18 protein-coding genes, 1 tRNA gene and 1 pseudogene are annotated in these 17,339 nt (G+C 68.1%); 8 read left to right on the top strand and 12 right to left on the bottom strand.

The annotated features are described in order from the left end of the window. The first annotated feature begins 97 nt into the window (after positions 1 to 97). Positions 98 to 844: an alpha/beta fold hydrolase gene (locus tag MTAB308_RS08510; protein WP_077099073.1), complete on the top strand. Its 747-nt coding sequence runs from the start codon at positions 98 to 100 to the stop codon at positions 842 to 844. Between the two features lie 7 nt (positions 845 to 851). On the opposite strand, the gene MTAB308_RS08515 is transcribed toward MTAB308_RS08510, so the two are convergent. Next, a complete protein-coding gene (locus tag MTAB308_RS08515; RefSeq protein ID WP_077099074.1) occupies positions 852 to 1,592 on the bottom strand; it encodes an SDR family NAD(P)-dependent oxidoreductase in 741 nt (246 codons plus the stop codon). Between the two features lie 38 nt (positions 1,593 to 1,630). On the opposite strand from MTAB308_RS08515, the gene MTAB308_RS29225 reads away from it, so the two are divergent. Further along, on the top strand, positions 1,631 to 1,789 hold the full coding sequence (locus MTAB308_RS29225) for a hypothetical protein (protein ID WP_173842138.1): 159 nt from the start codon (positions 1,631 to 1,633) through the stop codon (positions 1,787 to 1,789). Positions 1,790 to 1,808: 19 nt separating this feature from the next. Here MTAB308_RS29225 and MTAB308_RS08520 read toward each other — a convergent pair whose 3' ends face one another. From MTAB308_RS08520 to MTAB308_RS08540, 5 genes and pseudogenes are all read right to left on the bottom strand, one after another. Continuing rightward, a complete protein-coding gene (locus MTAB308_RS08520) occupies positions 1,809 to 3,101 on the bottom strand; it encodes an MFS transporter (protein WP_077099075.1) in 1,293 nt (430 codons plus the stop codon). Between the two features lie 85 nt (positions 3,102 to 3,186). After that, a pseudogene (locus tag MTAB308_RS08525) lies at positions 3,187 to 4,465 on the bottom strand (amidohydrolase family protein). 15 nt (positions 4,466 to 4,480) lie between these two features. Continuing rightward, a complete protein-coding gene (locus MTAB308_RS08530) occupies positions 4,481 to 5,695 on the bottom strand; it encodes an amidohydrolase family protein (protein WP_077099076.1) in 1,215 nt (404 codons plus the stop codon). 4 nt (positions 5,696 to 5,699) lie between these two features. Next, on the bottom strand, positions 5,700 to 6,515 hold the full coding sequence (locus tag MTAB308_RS08535) for an acetoacetate decarboxylase family protein (protein ID WP_077099077.1): 816 nt from the start codon (positions 6,513 to 6,515) through the stop codon (positions 5,700 to 5,702). Then, positions 6,512 to 7,450 carry an SDR family oxidoreductase gene (locus MTAB308_RS08540; protein WP_077100065.1) on the bottom strand — a complete coding sequence of 313 codons (939 nt, stop codon included), beginning with the start codon at positions 7,448 to 7,450 and terminating at the stop codon, positions 6,512 to 6,514. Before MTAB308_RS08540 ends, MTAB308_RS08535 begins: the two co-directional genes overlap by 4 nt. A gap of 65 nt (positions 7,451 to 7,515) precedes the next feature. Between MTAB308_RS08540 and MTAB308_RS08545 the strand changes: the two genes are divergently transcribed. Next, a complete protein-coding gene (locus MTAB308_RS08545) occupies positions 7,516 to 8,400 on the top strand; it encodes an IclR family transcriptional regulator (RefSeq protein WP_077099078.1) in 885 nt (294 codons plus the stop codon). Here the strand turns inward: MTAB308_RS08545 and MTAB308_RS08550 are convergent. Continuing rightward, entirely contained in the window at positions 8,397 to 9,671 is a 1,275-nt protein-coding gene (locus MTAB308_RS08550; RefSeq protein ID WP_077099079.1) for an amidohydrolase family protein, read from the bottom strand. The genes MTAB308_RS08545 and MTAB308_RS08550 overlap by 4 nt on opposite strands. Positions 9,672 to 9,810: 139 nt before the next feature. Between MTAB308_RS08550 and MTAB308_RS08555 the strand changes: the two genes are divergently transcribed. Beyond that, the gene (locus tag MTAB308_RS08555) at positions 9,811 to 10,719 is read left to right on the top strand and encodes a TauD/TfdA family dioxygenase (protein ID WP_077099080.1); all 909 of its coding nucleotides are present in this window, start codon (positions 9,811 to 9,813) and stop codon (positions 10,717 to 10,719) included. A gap of 56 nt (positions 10,720 to 10,775) precedes the next feature. Beyond that, positions 10,776 to 11,603, top strand: a complete 828-nt coding sequence (locus MTAB308_RS08560; RefSeq protein ID WP_077099081.1) for a DUF1906 domain-containing protein — start codon at positions 10,776 to 10,778, stop codon at positions 11,601 to 11,603. Between the two features lie 43 nt (positions 11,604 to 11,646). On the opposite strand, the gene MTAB308_RS08565 is transcribed toward MTAB308_RS08560, so the two are convergent. Then, positions 11,647 to 11,988 carry a hypothetical protein gene (locus MTAB308_RS08565; protein ID WP_077099082.1) on the bottom strand — a complete coding sequence of 114 codons (342 nt, stop codon included), beginning with the start codon at positions 11,986 to 11,988 and terminating at the stop codon, positions 11,647 to 11,649. A gap of 68 nt (positions 11,989 to 12,056) precedes the next feature. Here MTAB308_RS08565 and MTAB308_RS08570 point away from each other — a divergent pair, with 68 nt between their 5' ends. Further along, positions 12,057 to 13,463, top strand: a complete 1,407-nt coding sequence (locus MTAB308_RS08570) for an adenylate/guanylate cyclase domain-containing protein (RefSeq protein ID WP_077099083.1) — start codon at positions 12,057 to 12,059, stop codon at positions 13,461 to 13,463. A gap of 140 nt (positions 13,464 to 13,603) precedes the next feature. On the opposite strand, the gene MTAB308_RS08575 is transcribed toward MTAB308_RS08570, so the two are convergent. Continuing rightward, positions 13,604 to 13,679: transfer RNA gene (locus MTAB308_RS08575), tRNA-Ala, on the bottom strand. A gap of 153 nt (positions 13,680 to 13,832) precedes the next feature. Then, on the bottom strand, positions 13,833 to 15,461 hold the full coding sequence (gene pgm, locus MTAB308_RS08580; RefSeq protein ID WP_077099084.1) for a phosphoglucomutase (alpha-D-glucose-1,6-bisphosphate-dependent): 1,629 nt from the start codon (positions 15,459 to 15,461) through the stop codon (positions 13,833 to 13,835). Between the two features lie 104 nt (positions 15,462 to 15,565). Between pgm and crcB (MTAB308_RS08585) the strand changes: the two genes are divergently transcribed. Next, on the top strand, positions 15,566 to 15,961 hold the full coding sequence (crcB, locus tag MTAB308_RS08585; protein WP_077099085.1) for a fluoride efflux transporter CrcB: 396 nt from the start codon (positions 15,566 to 15,568) through the stop codon (positions 15,959 to 15,961). Continuing rightward, entirely contained in the window at positions 15,958 to 16,323 is a 366-nt protein-coding gene (crcB, locus tag MTAB308_RS08590; protein WP_077099086.1) for a fluoride efflux transporter CrcB, read from the top strand. Before crcB (MTAB308_RS08585) ends, crcB (MTAB308_RS08590) begins: the two co-directional genes overlap by 4 nt. Here the strand turns inward: crcB (MTAB308_RS08590) and MTAB308_RS08595 are convergent, their stop codons facing one another. Next, positions 16,324 to 16,953, bottom strand: coding sequence for a GNAT family N-acetyltransferase (locus tag MTAB308_RS08595; protein WP_077099087.1), 630 nt, complete (start codon positions 16,951 to 16,953; stop codon positions 16,324 to 16,326). It lies immediately after the preceding gene. Between the two features lie 32 nt (positions 16,954 to 16,985). Then, entirely contained in the window at positions 16,986 to 17,330 is a 345-nt protein-coding gene (locus MTAB308_RS08600; RefSeq protein ID WP_077100066.1) for a DUF488 domain-containing protein, read from the bottom strand. Positions 17,331 to 17,339 lie beyond the last annotated feature (9 nt).

Genomic DNA, 17,339 nt, shown 5'->3' on the forward strand with positions numbered 1-17,339 from the left:
TCCGATTCGCGCCCAGAACCTAATCCGCCTGGGCACCGGCCCTCAGGTGCTGGCAGAGTCGAGCTGCGCCGACGTGACCCACTGAAGGGAGGGCGCCGTGACTGTCGTTTTGGTGCATGGCAATCCGGAGGCCGACGCGATCTGGGGGCCGCTGGTCGGCGCGCTCGGGCGAACCGACGTGGTGCGGCTCTCTCCCCCGGGCTTCGGGGCGCCCATGCCCGACGATTTCTCGGCGACCTACCTCGCCTACCGGGACTGGCTCGAGGGTGAGCTGGCCGGCATCGGCGAGCCCGTCGACCTCGTCGGCCACGACTGGGGCGGCGGGCACGTGGTGAACGTGGTGATGCATCGACCCGAGCTGGTGCGCAGCTGGGTCAGCGACATCCTCGGTTGTTTCGACCCCGACTACGTCTGGCACGACATGGCGCAGGTCTGGCAGACACCCGGCGAGGGTGAGCAGCACGTCGACGCCTTCCTGGGTGGCACGGCCGAGGACCGGGCCGCCATGTGGGCCGCCGCCGGCATGCCACCCGATATCGCGGCCTCGGTCGCGGCGGCGCAGGGCCCGGAGATGGGACGCGCGATCCTGCTGCTCTACCGTTCGGCCCGGCAGCCGGGGATGGCCGAGGTCGGTCGCGAATTGGACAAGGCCGCGGCTCGACCCGGCCTGTCGATATTGGCCACCGAGGACGGCTACGTCGGCTCGGAAGCCATGCGGCGCCGGGCCGCCGAACGAGCCGGGGCGCGCACGGAAGTGCTCGAGGGGCTCGGGCATTGGTGGATGCTGCAGGATCCGGCGCGCGGCGCCGCGGCCCTCACGCGGTTCTGGGAGGGCCTCGATTGAGCGCCCGCTACCCGGCGCCCTTGCCGTTGTCCACGCGATAGACGACGCCGTGGACGGCGGCCGCGGCATCGCTGGCCAGGAACGCGATCACGTTCGCAACCTCGAGGGGCCGCATCATGCCGCGCGGCGAGGCCGTCCGCATGATCAGGTCGTAGTTCGGGTTCTCCGGCGCGCTGAACTGTTCGATCTGCGGGGTCAGCATGCCGCCCGGGCACACCGCGTTGACCCGCAGGCGATCGGCGGTGTACTCCACCGCCAGAGCGCGAGTGAGCCCGATCAGCCCGTGCTTGGCGGCGCAGTAGCCCGCCGAGTAGGCCTGCCCCTCGACGCCGGCGATGGAGCTGACGTTGACGATGTTGCCGCCTCGCTCCAGCAGATGGGGCAGCGCGGCCCTGCACAGATAGAACGGTCCGTTGAGGTTGACCGCGAGGTCTTCGGCCCAGTCGTCGTCGGTCATGGACTCCGTGCGGCGCATCTGGTGTCGCCCGGCGATGTTGATCAGGACGTCCAGCCCGCCGAACTCGCTGACACACCGCGCCACCGCGTCCCTGCACGCGTGCGCCGAACCGACGTCCACCGACGCGTAGCAGCCCCGTTCCACGTCGTCGAACACCTCGGCCAGGCGTCCGGTGTCCCGGCCGATGCCGAAAACCGTTGCGCCCTGCCGGGAAAGCAGCCGGGCCGTCTCGGCCCCAAGGCCCGACGACGCTCCGGTCACGAGCGTGACCTTGCCCTGTAGTGGTGACATGTCGCGCAACGCTACCTGGCGAGAGGGACAATCACCCGATGTCCAACGAACCCCCACCTCCACCGCGCTCCGCGCCGAAACCGTCGCGGGCGCACCTCACCCCCGAGGACTTGGAAAGGTTCGGCGACGAGGAGCAGGCACGCGCGGCGTCGGACGAGCGCCGGCTCCGCGACGAGCAGCCGCCGCACCACGGCTAGTCGGCCGCGCCGAACCCGGCTACGTTGTGCCGGGTACCAGGTCCTCGGTCAGCGCCTCGTCGGCGAGGTCTTCGAGTTCTTTGCCTTTCGTCTCCGGTCCGAGCAAGTAGCCGGCCACCGTGAACACCCACAGGCCGGCGATCGCCAGGTATGGCGTCTGCAACCCGTAATGCGTTATGCCCCAGCCGACCACGGCCGGGGCCGCGATCGAGACGACCCGGCCGCCGCCAACCGCGATTCCGAAACCCGTGCCGCGCAACACCGTTGGGAACAACTCCGAGACGTAGGTGTCACCGACTCCCCAAAGCCAACCGAGGGTGGCGATGGCGATCGCCCCGAAGACCAGGTATCGGTCCAACGAGTGAGAGGTGGCGGCCAGGATGGTTGAGAAGAACTCGATGACGGCGGCGAGGATCGCCGAGGGACGCCGGCCCACCCAATCGGCGAGCGCGGTGCCCAGGTAGACGAAGACGACTTGCAGCAGGAAGAACACCAGCGCGTAGCGGATCGCGTCGATCGGGGAGGCGTGAAACCTCTTGACGATGTAGGTCGTCAAAAAGACGGTCACTCCCCAGTAGCCGACCGCGTTGGCGGTGTAGATGAGCCAGCCCGCGACGAGCCGGCGCCGGACGCCGGGAAGCTTCCACAGCCGGGGCTTCGCGACCCCGCGCACGATCTTGGTTTGCACGTCGGTGTAGCGGTGGGATTCCTTGATGCCCCGCCGGACGAGGAACAAGATCACGGCCGGGACGATCGCCACGATGAACGCCGATTGCCAGCCGAAGTGCGGGACCAGCGCCAAGGCGACGGCCGCGGCCAGGACGTAGCCCAGTGAGAACAAGGAGAAGATCACGCCGCCGACGCCGAGGGCGCGCGTCTTGGCGGGCCACACCTCGGCGGTGTATGGCGCACCGACCGCGAGCTCCCCCGCTCCGCCCACACCGGTGAGAAAACGCAGTCCGGTGAACGCGGCGATGTTCGTCGTGAGTCCGGCCAGGGAAGTGGTGATGCCGTACAGCAGGATCGACGCCCCGAGCGTGGTCTTGCGCCCCCACCGGTCGGCCGCGTAGCCGAACCCGATGGTGCCGATGGTGTAGCCCAGCAGGAATATCGAGCCGATGTAGCCGGCCTCGGCGTCGGTGACGTGCAACGTCCTTTTGATGTCCGGCAGGACCAGGCCGTAGATGTTGACCGCATAGGAATCGAAGCCATAGCCCAACCCGGCCGTCACCGCGACGAAGAGGGCCTGCTTGAAGGTTGCGGGCGTGGCCCGGGCGATCTGGGTCGGGATGCTGCCGACGCTGGAGGTCATCCCGGGAAAATATGCGGCCGGGCTCCTCGCGCGAAAGGATCACGATCCGCCTGATCGGAAGGGAATTTTTCCCGTCAGGTCCTACTCAGTTCTCCACCAGGTCGGGGATGGGCTCCGCGTCCGTCAGCCAGTGGCGGCCGGTCCGGCGGGCGGCCTCCCACTTGGGGACGCTCACCGCATCGTCCTGGCCCAGGTCCTCGGGGGTCGGGCCGATGCGCTCGGCCAGCCCGGCAAGGGCATCCAGATCGAAGTTGTACACCTCGGCCGCCGCCAGGCCCAGCATCTGCCGAGTCTCCTCCACCGGGATGTCCCAGAAGGAGCGCCGCAGCCAGTCACGGGTGTGCGGCCAGGTCCCCTCGGGATGGGGAAAGTCATTGCCCCACAGCATGTTCGATACGCCGATTTCGTAGCGCCGCGCCAGCTCCCTGCGCTCGGTGGTGGTGGCCCCGATAAAACAGTTTCGGTCGAAGTAGGCCGAGGGCGGCATCGTCAGGTCGCCCTCCATCTGGTGGCTCATCTTCTTGGCCGAATGCTCACGCAGATAGCGGGTGTCCATCAGCCACAGCAGGTCGTTGGCCCAAAACGCACCGCATTCCGTGACCCCCCAGCGCAGCCGGGGGAAGCGCTCGAAGACACCCGACCACAGCGCGAACCACAGGGGCCGGGCTCCCCACCAGCGCACCTCGGTCACGTAGATGCCCAGGTGCCCGCCGTACTCCTCCTGCGGCGCGGGACCGGAGTGGGTGTGAACGGGCATCTGCAGGTCCTGGCAGGCGGCCCAAACCTTGTCGTAGCGACGGTCGTGGTAGGGCGGATAGCCGACCCAGCGCGCCGGGATCAAGATCCCGCCCCGCAGTCCGGACTCCGCGGCTCGGGTGATCTCGGCCACCGCCGCGTCGACGTCCGCCAGGATCGGCACCACCGCGACCCCGGCCCGCCGCTCGGGGCTGTGGCCGCACAGCTCGGCCAACCAGCGGTTGTGCGCCCGCGCCCCGGCCATCGCGCGCCCCGGGTCGAGGTCCCCCGACTGGCCCAGGCCCGCCCCGAAACGGAGCCCCGGCGACGCCGGTCACGGCGTCGGCGTCGGGGAAGATGACCTCGCCGACCACCCCGTCGCCGTCGAGTTCCTTGTCCCGCAGCCCCACATCCCAGCCGCCCGCGATGCCGTCTCCGTGCTCGGAGAACCATTGCTCGGCGAACTGCTCGTCGATGAATCCGCCGGCCTGCGCGGCGGCGGCCTTCTCGGCCAGGAAGGTCTCGAAGTCGTCCCGGTATTCCGGGTCGACGTATTCGCGGTACTGCTCGGTCGGCAGTTCGGCGTGGCAGTCCGCCGAGATGATGAGGTAAGGGGCCGCGCGGTTCATAGTGCTTCCTTTCGCCTACCAGGCACGGATGGGGTCGGGCTCGAAGACGGTGCTGCTGGCGTCGGCGGGCACGGCGACCAGCGGCTCGGCGACCTCGGCCACGGTGGGGCCGATCCGGTCGACCAGGGGCGCGAGGGCGTCCAGGTCGAAGCCGTAGACGGCCGCCGCGTTCCCGCCGACCATGGCCGCCACCTCGTCGGCCGGCACGCCAGTGAAGGTGTGGCGCAACGCCTCTCGGGTATAGGGAGCGGTGCCCTCCAAGTGCGGGTAGTCGCTTCCCCACATGATCTTCCCGACGCCGATCCGGTGGCGCTCGGCGCATTCGACGGGTCGCATGAAGCTGGCGCCGACGTAGCACTGGCGCGCCCAGTACTCGCTGGGCTTGAGGCTCAGCGAGCCGGCGGTGGGCCCGGCGAAGCGGGCGATCGCCGAGTTCGCTCGCCCGTAGCGGGCCGCCGCCACGTCGAGCGAGTCGAGCGTTGCCGGAATCCACCCCGCACCCTGCTCGGTGAAGACCACGGTGAGGTCCGGGTGGCGATCCAGCGCGCCGCTGAAGATCAGGTGCCACAGCGCCCGGTGCGCAAACCAATGGGTCTCATACACCCACACCGCAAACGAGCTGCCCCACCCGTCCGTGGGGTTGGGTCCGGCGTTGCCGCCGTGGTGGTTGACCACCAGCCCCGCCTCGTCGCATGCCGCCCAGAGCGGCTCCCAGTGCTCGGCGTAGAGCTGCGGGATGGCGGCACCCGGCGGAATCCCGGGCAGCAGCACACCGCCGCGCAGGCCCAACTTGGCGATGTGCGCTACCTCGGCGACGGCTGCGTCGAGGTCCCCCAGCAGGATCTGGCCCACCCCGGCGCGCCGCTCGGGCGACAACGAGCAGAAGTCGGCCAGCCAGCGGTTGTGCGCCCGCAGGCCGGCCCAGCGCAGCTCGAGCTCCGGGGCGGTAACCGGCTGGGGGGCGGCCAGACTCGCCTGAGGAAAGAATGGTGGCACGGTGTTGGGATAGAGGACCTCACCGGCGATGCCTTCGGCATCGAGCTCCGAGTCGCGTCGAGCGCTGTTCCAGTTGCGCTCGGCGTCGGCCTCGGTGAGGTCGCCGAACGGGTTGACGTATGTCTTTGCCCAGCCGTCGAATTCGTCCCTGTACTGCGGGTCGAGGTACTCGCGGTAGTCGAGCAAATCGGCGCCGGCGTGGCAGTCGGCCGAAATGACCGTGTACCGGTCCATGGCGCTAGGCCGACGCCGGCTCGGGCCTGGGGGCAGGAGACCGGGCTCCGTCGTAAGAGGGGTCGTCGTAGCGCTGGTGCACGTACGGCAGCAGCCAGTCCTGTGGCACCCGCTGCGCGATCCGCCCCACCTGGATGGTGCGCCGGCGGCACCAGGTCATCGCCCTGATTTCGCGAATCACGATGTCGGCCACCGGGTCCAGCGGCGACTCTCCCAACTCGACGGTGCCCTCGATGTTGTCCAGCTGCTCGTAGTGCCGGTGGTATTCGCCGTAGACCAGGTGGGGGTCGGTGATGCCGCTGCCGTCGGGGGCACGCAGGAACTTGAAGTAGAACTCGGTGTTCACCTGGTCAGGGGGCAACTCCGCCGGGCCGGTGATCCGCCCGTCTACGCGGATGAGTCGATAACCGAGGCGGTCGATGGTGGCACCGACGCTCTCACCGTCGCGCCGCACCTCGATGTGCGCGAGTTTCTTTGGCTCGCCGAATGTTTCGCGCCCGCCCGTGACCGACTGTTCGGTGGACTGGGGCATGAACAGGGGATAGTCGCCGTCCAGTTCGCCGTGCCGGGCGGTCACCGAGAACACCGCTGACCCGAACGGCGGCCTGCCCTCTATCTGGACCCGCTGCAGCTGAATTCGCACCAGCGGTTCGGCCGCCGGCTCCAGGGGCTTGGGCAGCACTGCCGCGACGATCTCCGGATCGGTGAGGTAGGCGATGGTGATCGCCTCGGTGGCGATGGGCGCCTTGGTGGCGTCGATCTCGTGGTCGACTTGCGCCTCGGGTGGGCGCGGACCGTAGCGAACTCCGTTGGTGCTCAAGGCTTTCCTCCTTCGGTTTCCCGTGCGTTCTCGGCGTGCCGGCCGAGGACGTCGACCAGGTAGTTGGGCTCGCGGCGAGCGAGGATCGATGCCGCCTTGCTGCTCACGACCTCATCGGCCGGTGTGGGCGGCCCCATCATCCAGAAGCGGTCCGCCCGAATTCCGTCCACGACGAGGTCGGCGACGGTCTCGAGCGGGGTGAACTCGACACGTGCGCCGCCGGATTCGAAGCGCGCCACCACCTTTTCCAGTGTTTGGTCGGGTGTGCGGCGCTGCTGGGTCGCGGCGTAGCGCTCCGGGCGGTGCCGCCAGGACTCCCAGATGCCGGTGTTCAAAAAGCCGCCGGGGAAAAGGACGTGCGCCCGCACCCGCGTCCCAGTCATTTCCAGGTGGGTGTAGAGGCTTTCGGTCAGGCACAGCACCGCGGCCTTGGTCATCGGGTAGACCGCGGTGGCCGGTCCGCCCATGGCCCCCCGGGCAATGGGCGCGAACCCGCCGTTGCCCGAGCAGGTGTTGACGACGTGTCCCTCGCCCCGCTCGAGCAGGATGGGCACGAAGGCCTTGATGCCGTGGATCACGCCCAGCACGTTGACGTCGATGCCCCAGCGCCAGTCGGCCAGGTCGTGTTCCCACATGTATCCCTCGGAGACCCCGCCGGTGCCGGCGTTGTTGCACACCACGTGGACCGCGCCGAAGCGGTCGAGCGCTTCCTTGGCGAGCGATTCGACCGAGGAATAGTCGGTGACGTCGGTGAGGACCCCGACCGCGTCGAGGCCCTCGTCCGCGAGCGCGCGGGTCGCTTCGTCCAGCGGCCCGGCGAGGACGTCGGCCAGCACCACCTTCATGCCTTCGCGGCCGAAGCGCCTGCCCATGGCCCGGCCGATGCCTCCGGCTCCCCCGGTTACGACCGCCACCTTGCCCTGAAGGTCCGTCATCGTGGCCATCGTCACACGGTCGCGCATGGCACCGCAAGCAGTCGCATTATGCGACCATTGCCCCCATGGCCCCGCGTCCGTCCCCGCAGACCGAACGGGTCGTGAAGCTGTTCGAGCAGCTGGCGGGCGACGGAAGCCGGGGGATGACGCTGGCCGAGGTGTCGCGCGAGTTGAGCGTTCACAAGGCCAGCTGCCACTCGATGCTGTCCGAATTGCTCCGGGCCGGCTGGGTGCTGCGCGACCCGGTTCGCAAGACCTACCATCTCGGTCCCGCCCTGGTCCGGCTCGGGCGGGAAGCGGCCGAGCGCTACCCGGCGCTGGTGTTGGCGCGCTCGGCGATGGCCGAGCTATCGGCCGCGACGGGGGCGCACTGCGTTGCCTTCTCGGTGAGCGACGACTTTTCGACCGTCGTCGATCAGGTCCGAAGCCGTCACGGCGGCGGTCATCCGATGCCCGTTGGCACCCAGTTCCCGCACCGCCCGCCGTACGGCGCGTCGATCGTCGCCTGGGCCGGGCCGGCGGCTCGGGAGCGCTGGCTGGCCGCCCTGCCCGAGGACGTGGGCGATCGCTATCGCAAGGCGCTGACCGCCGCCAAGCGGCGCGGCTATGCGGTCGGTCTGCACATCCTGCCCGACCTGCGCTTGCGGGAGCTGGCGCAGATCGTGCGGAGCGCCGAGGTGCGTTCCACCCGGCTGAGCCGGCTGGCGCAGGAGCTGACCGACGAACTGATCCATCAGGAAGACTGGTTCCCCATCAGCCTGGACCCCAACCGCGCCTACGAGGTGAGCCACATCGACTCCCCGATCCTGGAGGGCGGGTCGCGCATCGCCCTGATGCTCAGCCTGGTCCCCAGCGCCGAGCCGATGAGCGGCGCGGCGGTCACCCGCCTGGGCAGGCAGCTCGCCGCCGCGACCCGACGGCTCAGCGCCGCCTTGACCGAAGAGCCCTAGCTTCGTTCCGGAGCCAGGCGCTTGAGGGCCAGTCCCCCTTCGAACGGCCGGTAGCCGAACGCGGCCGGGGCGCGATAGCCGGTGTCCTCCAAGGGTTTACGCACCTCGGCGACGGTGGGCCCGATCTTGGCGGCCACGGGGGCCAGCGCCTCGAGGTCGAAGCGATACACGCGGGCGGCGTTGCCGCCCAGGATCTTTCGGCACACGTCCTCCGGCCTGTCGTGCAGGGCCCAGCGGATGGCCAACGTGGAGTGGGGCGCAAAGCCTTCCTCGTGCGGATAGTCACTGCCCCACATGATGTGCTCCGGGCCCATGAAATCGATCATCCCCGAGTCGATCGGTGTGAGCTCGGTGGCCAGGTAGCAGTTCCGCTTGACGTATTCGCTCGGCGCCATGGTCAGCTCGTCGACCGACGATCCGCCGAACATCCCGTAGGTGCGGTTGCCGGCTTCAGACTTCATGGTGGGCACCATGGCGTCGAGCATGCCGATTTGGCCGGGCACCCAATAGGTGCCCTGCTCGGTCGGCGCGAATCGCAGCGTCGGGTACCGCTCGAACACCCCGGCCAGGATCAGGTGGCCAAGCGTGCGCTGGGCCCACATCGCCATCTCGGTGATGAGCACCGCGTTCGACGCCGGCTGGTCCATCGGCATCTCGGGGCTGCCGGCCCCCGCGTGCTGCACCACCGTCAGGTCCAGATCCGCGCAGAGCGCCCAGATCGGTTCGTAGCGGGTGTGGAAGAGCGGGGCCACGTGCGGGTCACCGGGCGAGACCGCCGGAATGAGCACTCCGCCAAAGCAGCCCTGCTCAACGCCCCAGCGGATTTCCTCCAGCGCCAGCTCGATGTCGTTGGGGAAAATCTGGATCAACCCGCGGCGCCGGGCCGGGGCCAGCGAACAGAAGTCGATCTGCCACCGGTTGTGGGCCTGCACCCCGGCCCAACGCTTCTCCAACTCGTCACGGGTGCGGGGCAGGCTGATGGTGATGTTCGGGGTCGTCGGGAAGAACGGCGGAATGGTGTTGGGCAGCAGCACCTCCGCGGCCACGCCATCGGCGTCCATCTCGGCGATCCGAAGCTCGTGGTCCCAGTTCCGGTTGGCGGTGGCGATCACGAGATCGTCGAACGGGCTGGCATAGGCCTTGGCCCACGCGTCGAACTCATCGTGCAGCCGTGCCGGCAGATACGGTTTGTAGTCGAGTAGATCGGCCCCGGCGTGAGTATCCGTCGAAATGACGACGTAACGGTCCAACGTGTCCCAGGTAGTAGCCATCGCACCTCCAGCGGTATGTGGAGTATAGGAGAAACGGATCGGCCCGCGCAGGGACGAACCCACTGAGCGGGATAGCTTGTCAGCGGCCCGCTGGAGGTGAAAAGTCGTGCTCGAACGCTGCAATGCATGGGGTGCGTCGATGGAAATCGTGCCGTTGGGCCCGGGCTTTGCCGCCGAACTGCGCGGCGTGACCATCCACGACGTCGCGGCCGGCGATGCCGCATACGCGGCGGTGCGCGCGGCGTTCGAAGAGCACTCGGTCCTGGTCCTTCGCGACCAGGACGTCACCGACGACGCGCAGCTCGCCTTCTCCCGCCGCTTTGGCCCGCTCGAGGCCACCAAGGTGGGTTCGGCTGGTTACGGCAGCAACCTGGTGGTGCTCAAGACCCTCGACGAGGAGGGCAACGTCGTGCCGGAAGAGCACCGGATCGCGTTGGAAAACAAGGCGAACCAGCTCTGGCATACCGACAGTGCCTTCAAACGGGTGCCGGCGCTCGCCTCGGTGCTGTCGTCACGGATCATCCCGGGCCGCGGAGGCGAGACCGAATATGTCTCCACCCGGCTCGCGTTCGAGCGCCTCGATCCGTCGCTGCGGCGGCGGCTGGAGAATTGCTTCGCCTGGCACGAATACGCCTATTCGCGCGGCAAGATCGCGCCCGACCTCGCCACCCCGGCGGAACGGGCGGCGCTGCCGCCGCAATGCTGGCGGCTGGTGTGGACGAACCCCGTCAATGGCCGCAAGGCGCTCTACATCGCCTCGCACGCCTTCGCGATCGAGGGCATGGAGCAAAAGGCGGCGCAGCAACTGCTCGCCCAGCTGATCGACGCGGCGACCGCCCCCGGTCACAGCTATCTGCACATGTGGCGCGAGGGCGACGTGGTGATGTGGGACAACCGCGCGACCATGCACCGGGGCCGGCCCTGGCCGGCGTCGGAGCCGCGTCACATGGTGCGCACCACCATTTCCGCGACGGAATCGGACGGGCTGGAGACGATGCGTCCGCTCCAGCCATTGACTCGGGCCGGTGAACCGCAAAGACCGATTTGATATCGACTGCCTCACGCTACTTATGTTGACAAAAGTCACATATTTAACATCACGCGATGCAGGACTTGTCGGTACACGTGTGCCAAAGGCGATCACGCGCTATTCCGCGGCGCGACGTATTGCGCTACGGCATCGCTATTTCGGCACTGCCGGGGCTGTATGCGGGAGTCGCAAGTGTCGCCGTGCCGACGGCGGCCGCCATCCCCACGGCGGCTGGCGCCACCCCCAGACTGATCGACTTCGCCATGAGCCAGATTCCAGCGGAGCACATTCGAGCGGCCGGCTACGCCGGGGTCATCAACTACGTGTCGCTATCGCGTCCCGGCTCCTCGATGGGTGCCAAGCCGATCACCCGGCCCTACGCCGAGCAGCTGACCGCTGCCGGGCTGATGATTGTCAGCAATTACCAATACGGCAAGCCCGGTAGCACAGCACCATCGGATTTCCGGCGCGGGTTCGAGGGCGGCGTCGCCGATGCTCGCACCGCCTGGAGGCTGCATACCGCGGCGGGTGGCGCTCAGAGCGCCCCGATCTTCTTCAGCGTCGACGAGGACGTCAACCACGAAACCTGGAACAATCTGGCACTCAAGTGGTTTCGCGGAATCAATTCGGTGCTGGGAGTGCAACGCACCGGCGTCTACGGCGGCATCGACGTGTGCCGCTGGGCCGCCGCCGACGGCGTTATCGGAAGTTCGCGCACCCCCGGCCGCCGGTGGGCTTGGCAGACCCGGTCCTGGTCCCGCGGTCAGATCGAACCCGCCGCGGTCCTCTACCAACGCGTGGTCAGTACGGCGTCGAATCCCGGCCCGGAAGTCGGGGGACTCGCAGTCGACGTCAACGACGTCCTTGCCGAGGATTGCGGTCAGTGGAACCTGCATCCCTAGCCTGTGCCGTCTAGATTGCGACGGTCGCACTGCTCCCAGTTCATCACGACACCCCTCGACCACCTATCCACAGCGGGGGCTCCTGGCCGTTGTACATGCTCTTGGGCTGCCAACGGTGCCTGCGCAACAGTCGACCGGCGTGGTGCTCGGCAACGTCCTTCAGGTACTCGACGTCGTCGCTGGTCCACGGGTGCTGGCCGGTCCCGTCCAACCACCACCTCGGTTGGCCGTCCTGCTCGTAACGGGTTATCCGGTAACGCCAGGCGACGTGCCTGCCCTCAGCGTCAACGCGCCAATCCAACAGCCGCGGGCGAATGGCCTCGGGCGTCGACTGAAGAGATTCCCAGGGGTGAGTTATCCGGATCTCGACGAACTCGCCACCCATGAAATCAACCCTAGATGGAATTGATCGAGGCCGTATCGGCCAGGCGCGGTGATGTTTAGGTTGGAATCATGAGCGACATCGAGTCGCAGGTTTCGGTTCTGAAGCGAACCGCCGATCGGGCCGTCGCGGATGCCATCGCGCGCTTGATCGAGGACGGTCAAGATCATGAGCTGAATCGAATCAACGCCCTGGACTTTTCCAAGCGCACCGGCTTCGACGAAGAGAAGGTGATTTCCGGCTTCCTGCACGCCTCGCGGCTTGGCCTGTTCGATCTCAGCTGGAACGTCCTTTGTCCCGGTTGCAGCGGCGTGCTGGACGCGCACGACACGCTGAAATCGCTGCGTGATGACGACTATCGCTGCGGATTGTGCGCCTGCGGCTATGAGCCTTCCGTCGACGAGCAGGTCGAGGTGTCCTTTACCGTCAGCCCCAAGGTCCGGCGGATCGCCGCTCACGATCCCAACACGCTGCCGCTATGGGACTACTACAAGCAAGTGTTCTGGAGTTCGGGCATCGATCTCGGCGAGGATTCCTTGGCCTCGCTGACCGGGGAAGTGACCTTGGATGCGCTGGAGCTGCCCGCCCGGGAACGGGCGGCGCTGTCGTTGCAGCTTCCGCCGCAATTCATCATCGTTTTCGAGCCGGTGACGCATTCCGCGCATTTCATCGACGTCCAAGGCGAGCCGACCGCGGAACCTCAGCAGCTCGGGCTGACCTTCAACAAAGCGCACCCGCCGACCGGGTCCAGCACATTGCGTCCGGGGCCGTTGCGGCTCGCACTCGACAACGAGTCTCCCCTGCGTACGCTGCCCACCGTGTTTGTCGCCGACGAACTCCACGACCTGCTGGCCAAGCGCAGGCCGTTCCTCACCGCCAAGCGGATGCTGTCGAATCAGACGTTTCGCGATGTGTTCAAGGCCGACAATCTCAACATCGATCAGCGTCTGAAAATCACCTCGCTGACGTTTCTGTTCACCGACCTCAAGGGGTCGACCGCGCTTTACGAGCGGGTCGGCGACCTCGCCGCATTCGACTTGGTGCGCGCGCACTTTCGTGCGCTTCTGGAAATCATCGCGGCCGAAAAGGGCGCCGTGGTCAAGACCATCGGGGACGCCGTGATGGCGACCTTTGTCCAGCCGGACCACGCGCTCGTCGCGGGCCTGCGGATGCGGGCCGCGATGGACAAGCTCAACGCCGAGCGCGGCAAGTCCGACCTGATCGTGAAGATCGGCATCCATGAGGGGCCGTGTCTCGCGGTGATGCTGAACGAGCGGCAGGACTACTTCGGCCAGACCGTCAATATCGCGGCGCGGGTGCAGAGCCTGTCGACCGCGCAGGAGATCCACATCACCGGTCCCGTGATCGACGCGCCAGGCGTCGCCGCCATCCTCGAGAAGGAGGCAATACGGCCGATTCAGAAGGAGGCCGCGCTGCGCGGCATCGCCGACAAGATCGTCGTGTACGAGATTCCATAACGCTCAATCCGCGACATCACCTGGCGGACACCGATTCTCGCTGTTCCGGCTCTTCTCCGGATCACGTGTCAGCTGACGCGCCCGGAAAACTGGGCCGACCCCAGCGCTAGCCAGCCGTTTAGCCTGCCTAGCCGGGTGAATGGTGGAGCTAAGGGGACTCGAACCCCTGACCCCCACACTGCCAGTGTGGTGCGCTACCAGCTGCGCCATAGCCCCAAGTCGTGCCAATCGAAGCTACACCACTGGCCAGATGCGTTCAAAGCCGCTGGTCAGTCGGGCGTGGTATCGCATGCGCCATCGAGTTTGGGAGCCGGGTGGGACCAGCCAGACGGAGGCTGATGTGGCTGGTGTGACGCAACAGCCACAGCCTCACCCGATCACCGAACTCACCAGCTCGCGCGCGGCCTTCTGCACCTCGGCCAGGTGCTCGGGGCCGTTGAACGACTCCGCGTAAATCTTGTATACGTCCTCGGTGCCCGACGGCCGGGCGGCAAACCACGCGTTGGCCGTCGTCACCTTCAGCCCGCCCAGCGGGGCACCGTTGCCGGGGGCGGCGGTCAGCTTCGCGGTGATCGGCTCGCCCGCCACCTCGGTCGCGGTCACCTGCTCGGCCGACAGCCGGGACAGCCGCGCCTTCTGCTCACGATCGGCGGGCGCGTCGACCCGCGCGTAGAACGGCGTGCCGTACTCGGCGGTCAGCTCCTGATAGCGCTGCGACGGGCTCAAGCCGGTGACGGCCAGGATCTCGGAGGCCAGCAGCGCCAGGATGATGCCGTCCTTGTCGGTCGTCCACACCGACCCGTCGCGCCGCAAAAACGACGCCCCCGCCGACTCCTCGCCGCCGAAACCGATCGTGCCGCCGATCAGCCCGTCGACAAACCACTTGAACCCGACCGGCACCTCGACCAGCTTGCGCCCGATGCCGGCCACCACGCGGTCGATGATCGACGAGCTGACCGCCGTCTTGCCGACCGCGATGCCGCCCGGCCAGGCTGGGCGGTGCGTATAGAGGTAGTCGATGGCCACCGCCAGGTAGTGGTTCGGATTCAACAGGCCCGCATCGGGGGTGACGATGCCGTGCCGGTCGGAGTCGGCGTCGTTGCCGGTCGCGATCTGGTAGCGGTCGCGATTGGCGATGAGCCCCGCCATCGCGTCCGGAGAGCTGCAGTCCATCCGGATCTTGCCGTCGTGGTCGAGCGTCATGAACCGCCACGTCGCGTCGACCAACGGGTTGACCACGGTCAGGTCCAACCCGTGCCGCTGCGCGATCTCGCCCCAGTAGTCCACGCTGGCGCCCCCGAGCGGGTCGGCACCGATCCGCACCCCCGCCGCGCGGATCGCGTCGAGGTCGACCACGCCTGCCAGGTCGTCGACGTAGGTGCCGAGGTAGTCGTAGCGCTGGACGGCATTCAGCGCGCGGGCCAGCGGCACCCGCCGCACCCCCGATCCGTCGCGCAGAATCTCGTTGGCGCGCTTGGCGATTGCGTTGGTCGCGTCGGTGTCCGCGGGGCCACCGTTGGGCGGGTTGTACTTGAAACCGCCGTCGGAGGGCGGATTGTGCGACGGCGTGACGACGATCCCGTCGGCCAGCCCGTCGGTGCGGCCGCGGTTGTAGGTCAGGATCGCGTGGCTGACCGCCGGCGTCGGCGTGTAGCGGTCGCGCGAGTCGATCATGGTGACGACGTCGTTGGCCGCCAGCACCTCCAGCGCCGACACCCACGCCGGCTCGGAAAGGCCATGGGTGTCACGGCCGATGAACAGCGGCCCGGTGGTGCCGTCCGCGGCGCGGTACTCGACGATGGCCTGGGTGATGGCCAGGATGTGCGCCTCGTTGAACGCTCCGCCCAGCGCCGACCCGCGGTGACCCGACGTGCCGAACGCCACCTGCTGGGCGACGTCCTGCGGGTCGGGCTCGATCGAGTAATACGAGGTGACCAGATGGGGCAGGTCGACCAGGTCTTGGGGCTGGGCCGGCTGACCGGCGCGCGGGTGGGCCATGGTTACCAATTCTGCCCGCGCCGCACGCCGCTGACTTGTCAGGTACTTTTCTGACGTCCCGGGTTCACCCACCTGTAAGTCCGCGACGGGGGAAGGGAACAGGCGTGGCACACGACTATCGCGAGCTGGCCGCGGTTTTCGCCGGCGGGGCGCTCGGCACCCTGGCCCGGGTGGCATTGAGCACCACCGTCATGCGCGAACCGGCGGGCTGGCCGTGGGCGACCTTCATCGTCAACATCGTCGGCGCGTTTTTGCTCGGCTACTTCACCACCCGGCTGCTGGAGCGGCTGCCGCTGTCGAGCTACCGGCGCCCGCTGCTCGGCACCGGACTGTGCGGCGGGTTGACGACTTTTTCGACGATGCAGGTCGAGACCGTGACCATGATCGAGCACGGCCGGTGGGCCACCGCCGCGGCCTACACCACCAGCAGCATTGTGCTGGGATTGCTGGCCGTCCACCTGGCCACCGTCCTGGTTCGCCGGGCAAGAGTGCGCCGGTGACGGCGATTTTGGTCTGGACCGGCGTCGCGCTCGTCGGCGGCATCGGGTCGGTGCTGCGCTTCGTGATCGACGGCGCGGTGGCCCGCCGGGCGGCGCGGGCCTTCCCGTTCGGGACGCTCGCGGTGAACATCAGCGGCGCCGTCCTGCTGGGTTTCCTCGGGGGCCTGGTGTTGAGCAGGGACGCGGCGCTGTTGGCGGGGACGGCGTTCGTCGGCGCCTACACCACCTTTTCCACGTGGATGCTGGAAACCCAGCGCCTCGGCGAGGAGCGCCAGACGTGGACGGCGCTGGCCAATATCGTCGTCAGCGTCGCGCTCGGGATAGCCGCCGCGGTGCTCGGACAATGGCTGGCGCAGCGATGATCAGCGCTCGCGAAGTCTCGGGATGTCGCCGGGCGTGCGGGGCAGCGCGTAGAGCGCCATGCGCCGGTTGGACATGTCGTGCTCGCCGAGGAACGCGCAACCGGCGCGCTCGCAGAACCGCCGCGCCGTCTTGTTGCGGTAGTCGGGGTCGAACATGATCCGCCGGCAGTGCGGTTCCTGGCCCAGCACGCTGGCCACGAAGTGCGGCAACACGTAGCCGGCGATGCCCTGGTTGACGAATTCTTCGTCGGCGATGGCGGCGTGGATGCCCAGGTCGTACGGGTCGGCGTGGTACCGCGTGGCGATGGAATCCTTTGCGGCCCTGTACAACTCGATATAGGCGTGGTCTTCGCCGTCCAGGCTGGCGAAAAACGGCCGCGAATAGGTGCCGTCGAGTTGCGCGCGCAGGTGGCGACGCCAGCGTTCGGCCGCCCAGGCGGACTCCCACGCCTCGGCCAGGGTGGGCCGGCTCATCCACTCGGCGACCATTTCCGCGTCGGCGTCCGGGTCGGCGAGCCGGAAGGCGTACGGCGCGGGGACCTCCGCGACGCTTGGCGGCGGCGGCACGTTGCGCACCTCGTCGCTGATGTCGGTCAGTTCCCGCGGCAGGATCACTTCGGGTTCGCTCATATCAAACCGGGAGCCTACCGAGCCGCCGGCGGTCAGCGGCCCTTGAGGATCCCCGCCAGCACCGCGGCGTGACTGCCGTCCACTTCGCGGGTGGCGGTGACCAGGGTGACGACGCCGCGGTCGGCCAGCTTGCGCAGCTCCGCCAGCGCCGGGCTGTCATGCAGTTCCTCGCGGTAGCGCGCCGCGAATTCCTCGAACCGCTGCAGGTCGTGGTGATACCACTCGCGGAGTTCCTTCGACGGCGCGACGTCCTTGCACCACGTGCCCACCCGCGGATCGTCCCTGCGGAATCCCCGCGGCCAGATGCGGTCCACCAGCACGCGCTGCCCGTCGTCGGGGCCGGCGTCCTCGTACACGCGCGCCACCCGGATGCTCACGGGACCAGC

It is taken from the genome of Mycobacterium terramassiliense (assembly GCF_900157385.1).
Classification (GTDB): Bacteria; Actinomycetota; Actinomycetes; order Mycobacteriales; family Mycobacteriaceae; genus Mycobacterium; species Mycobacterium terramassiliense.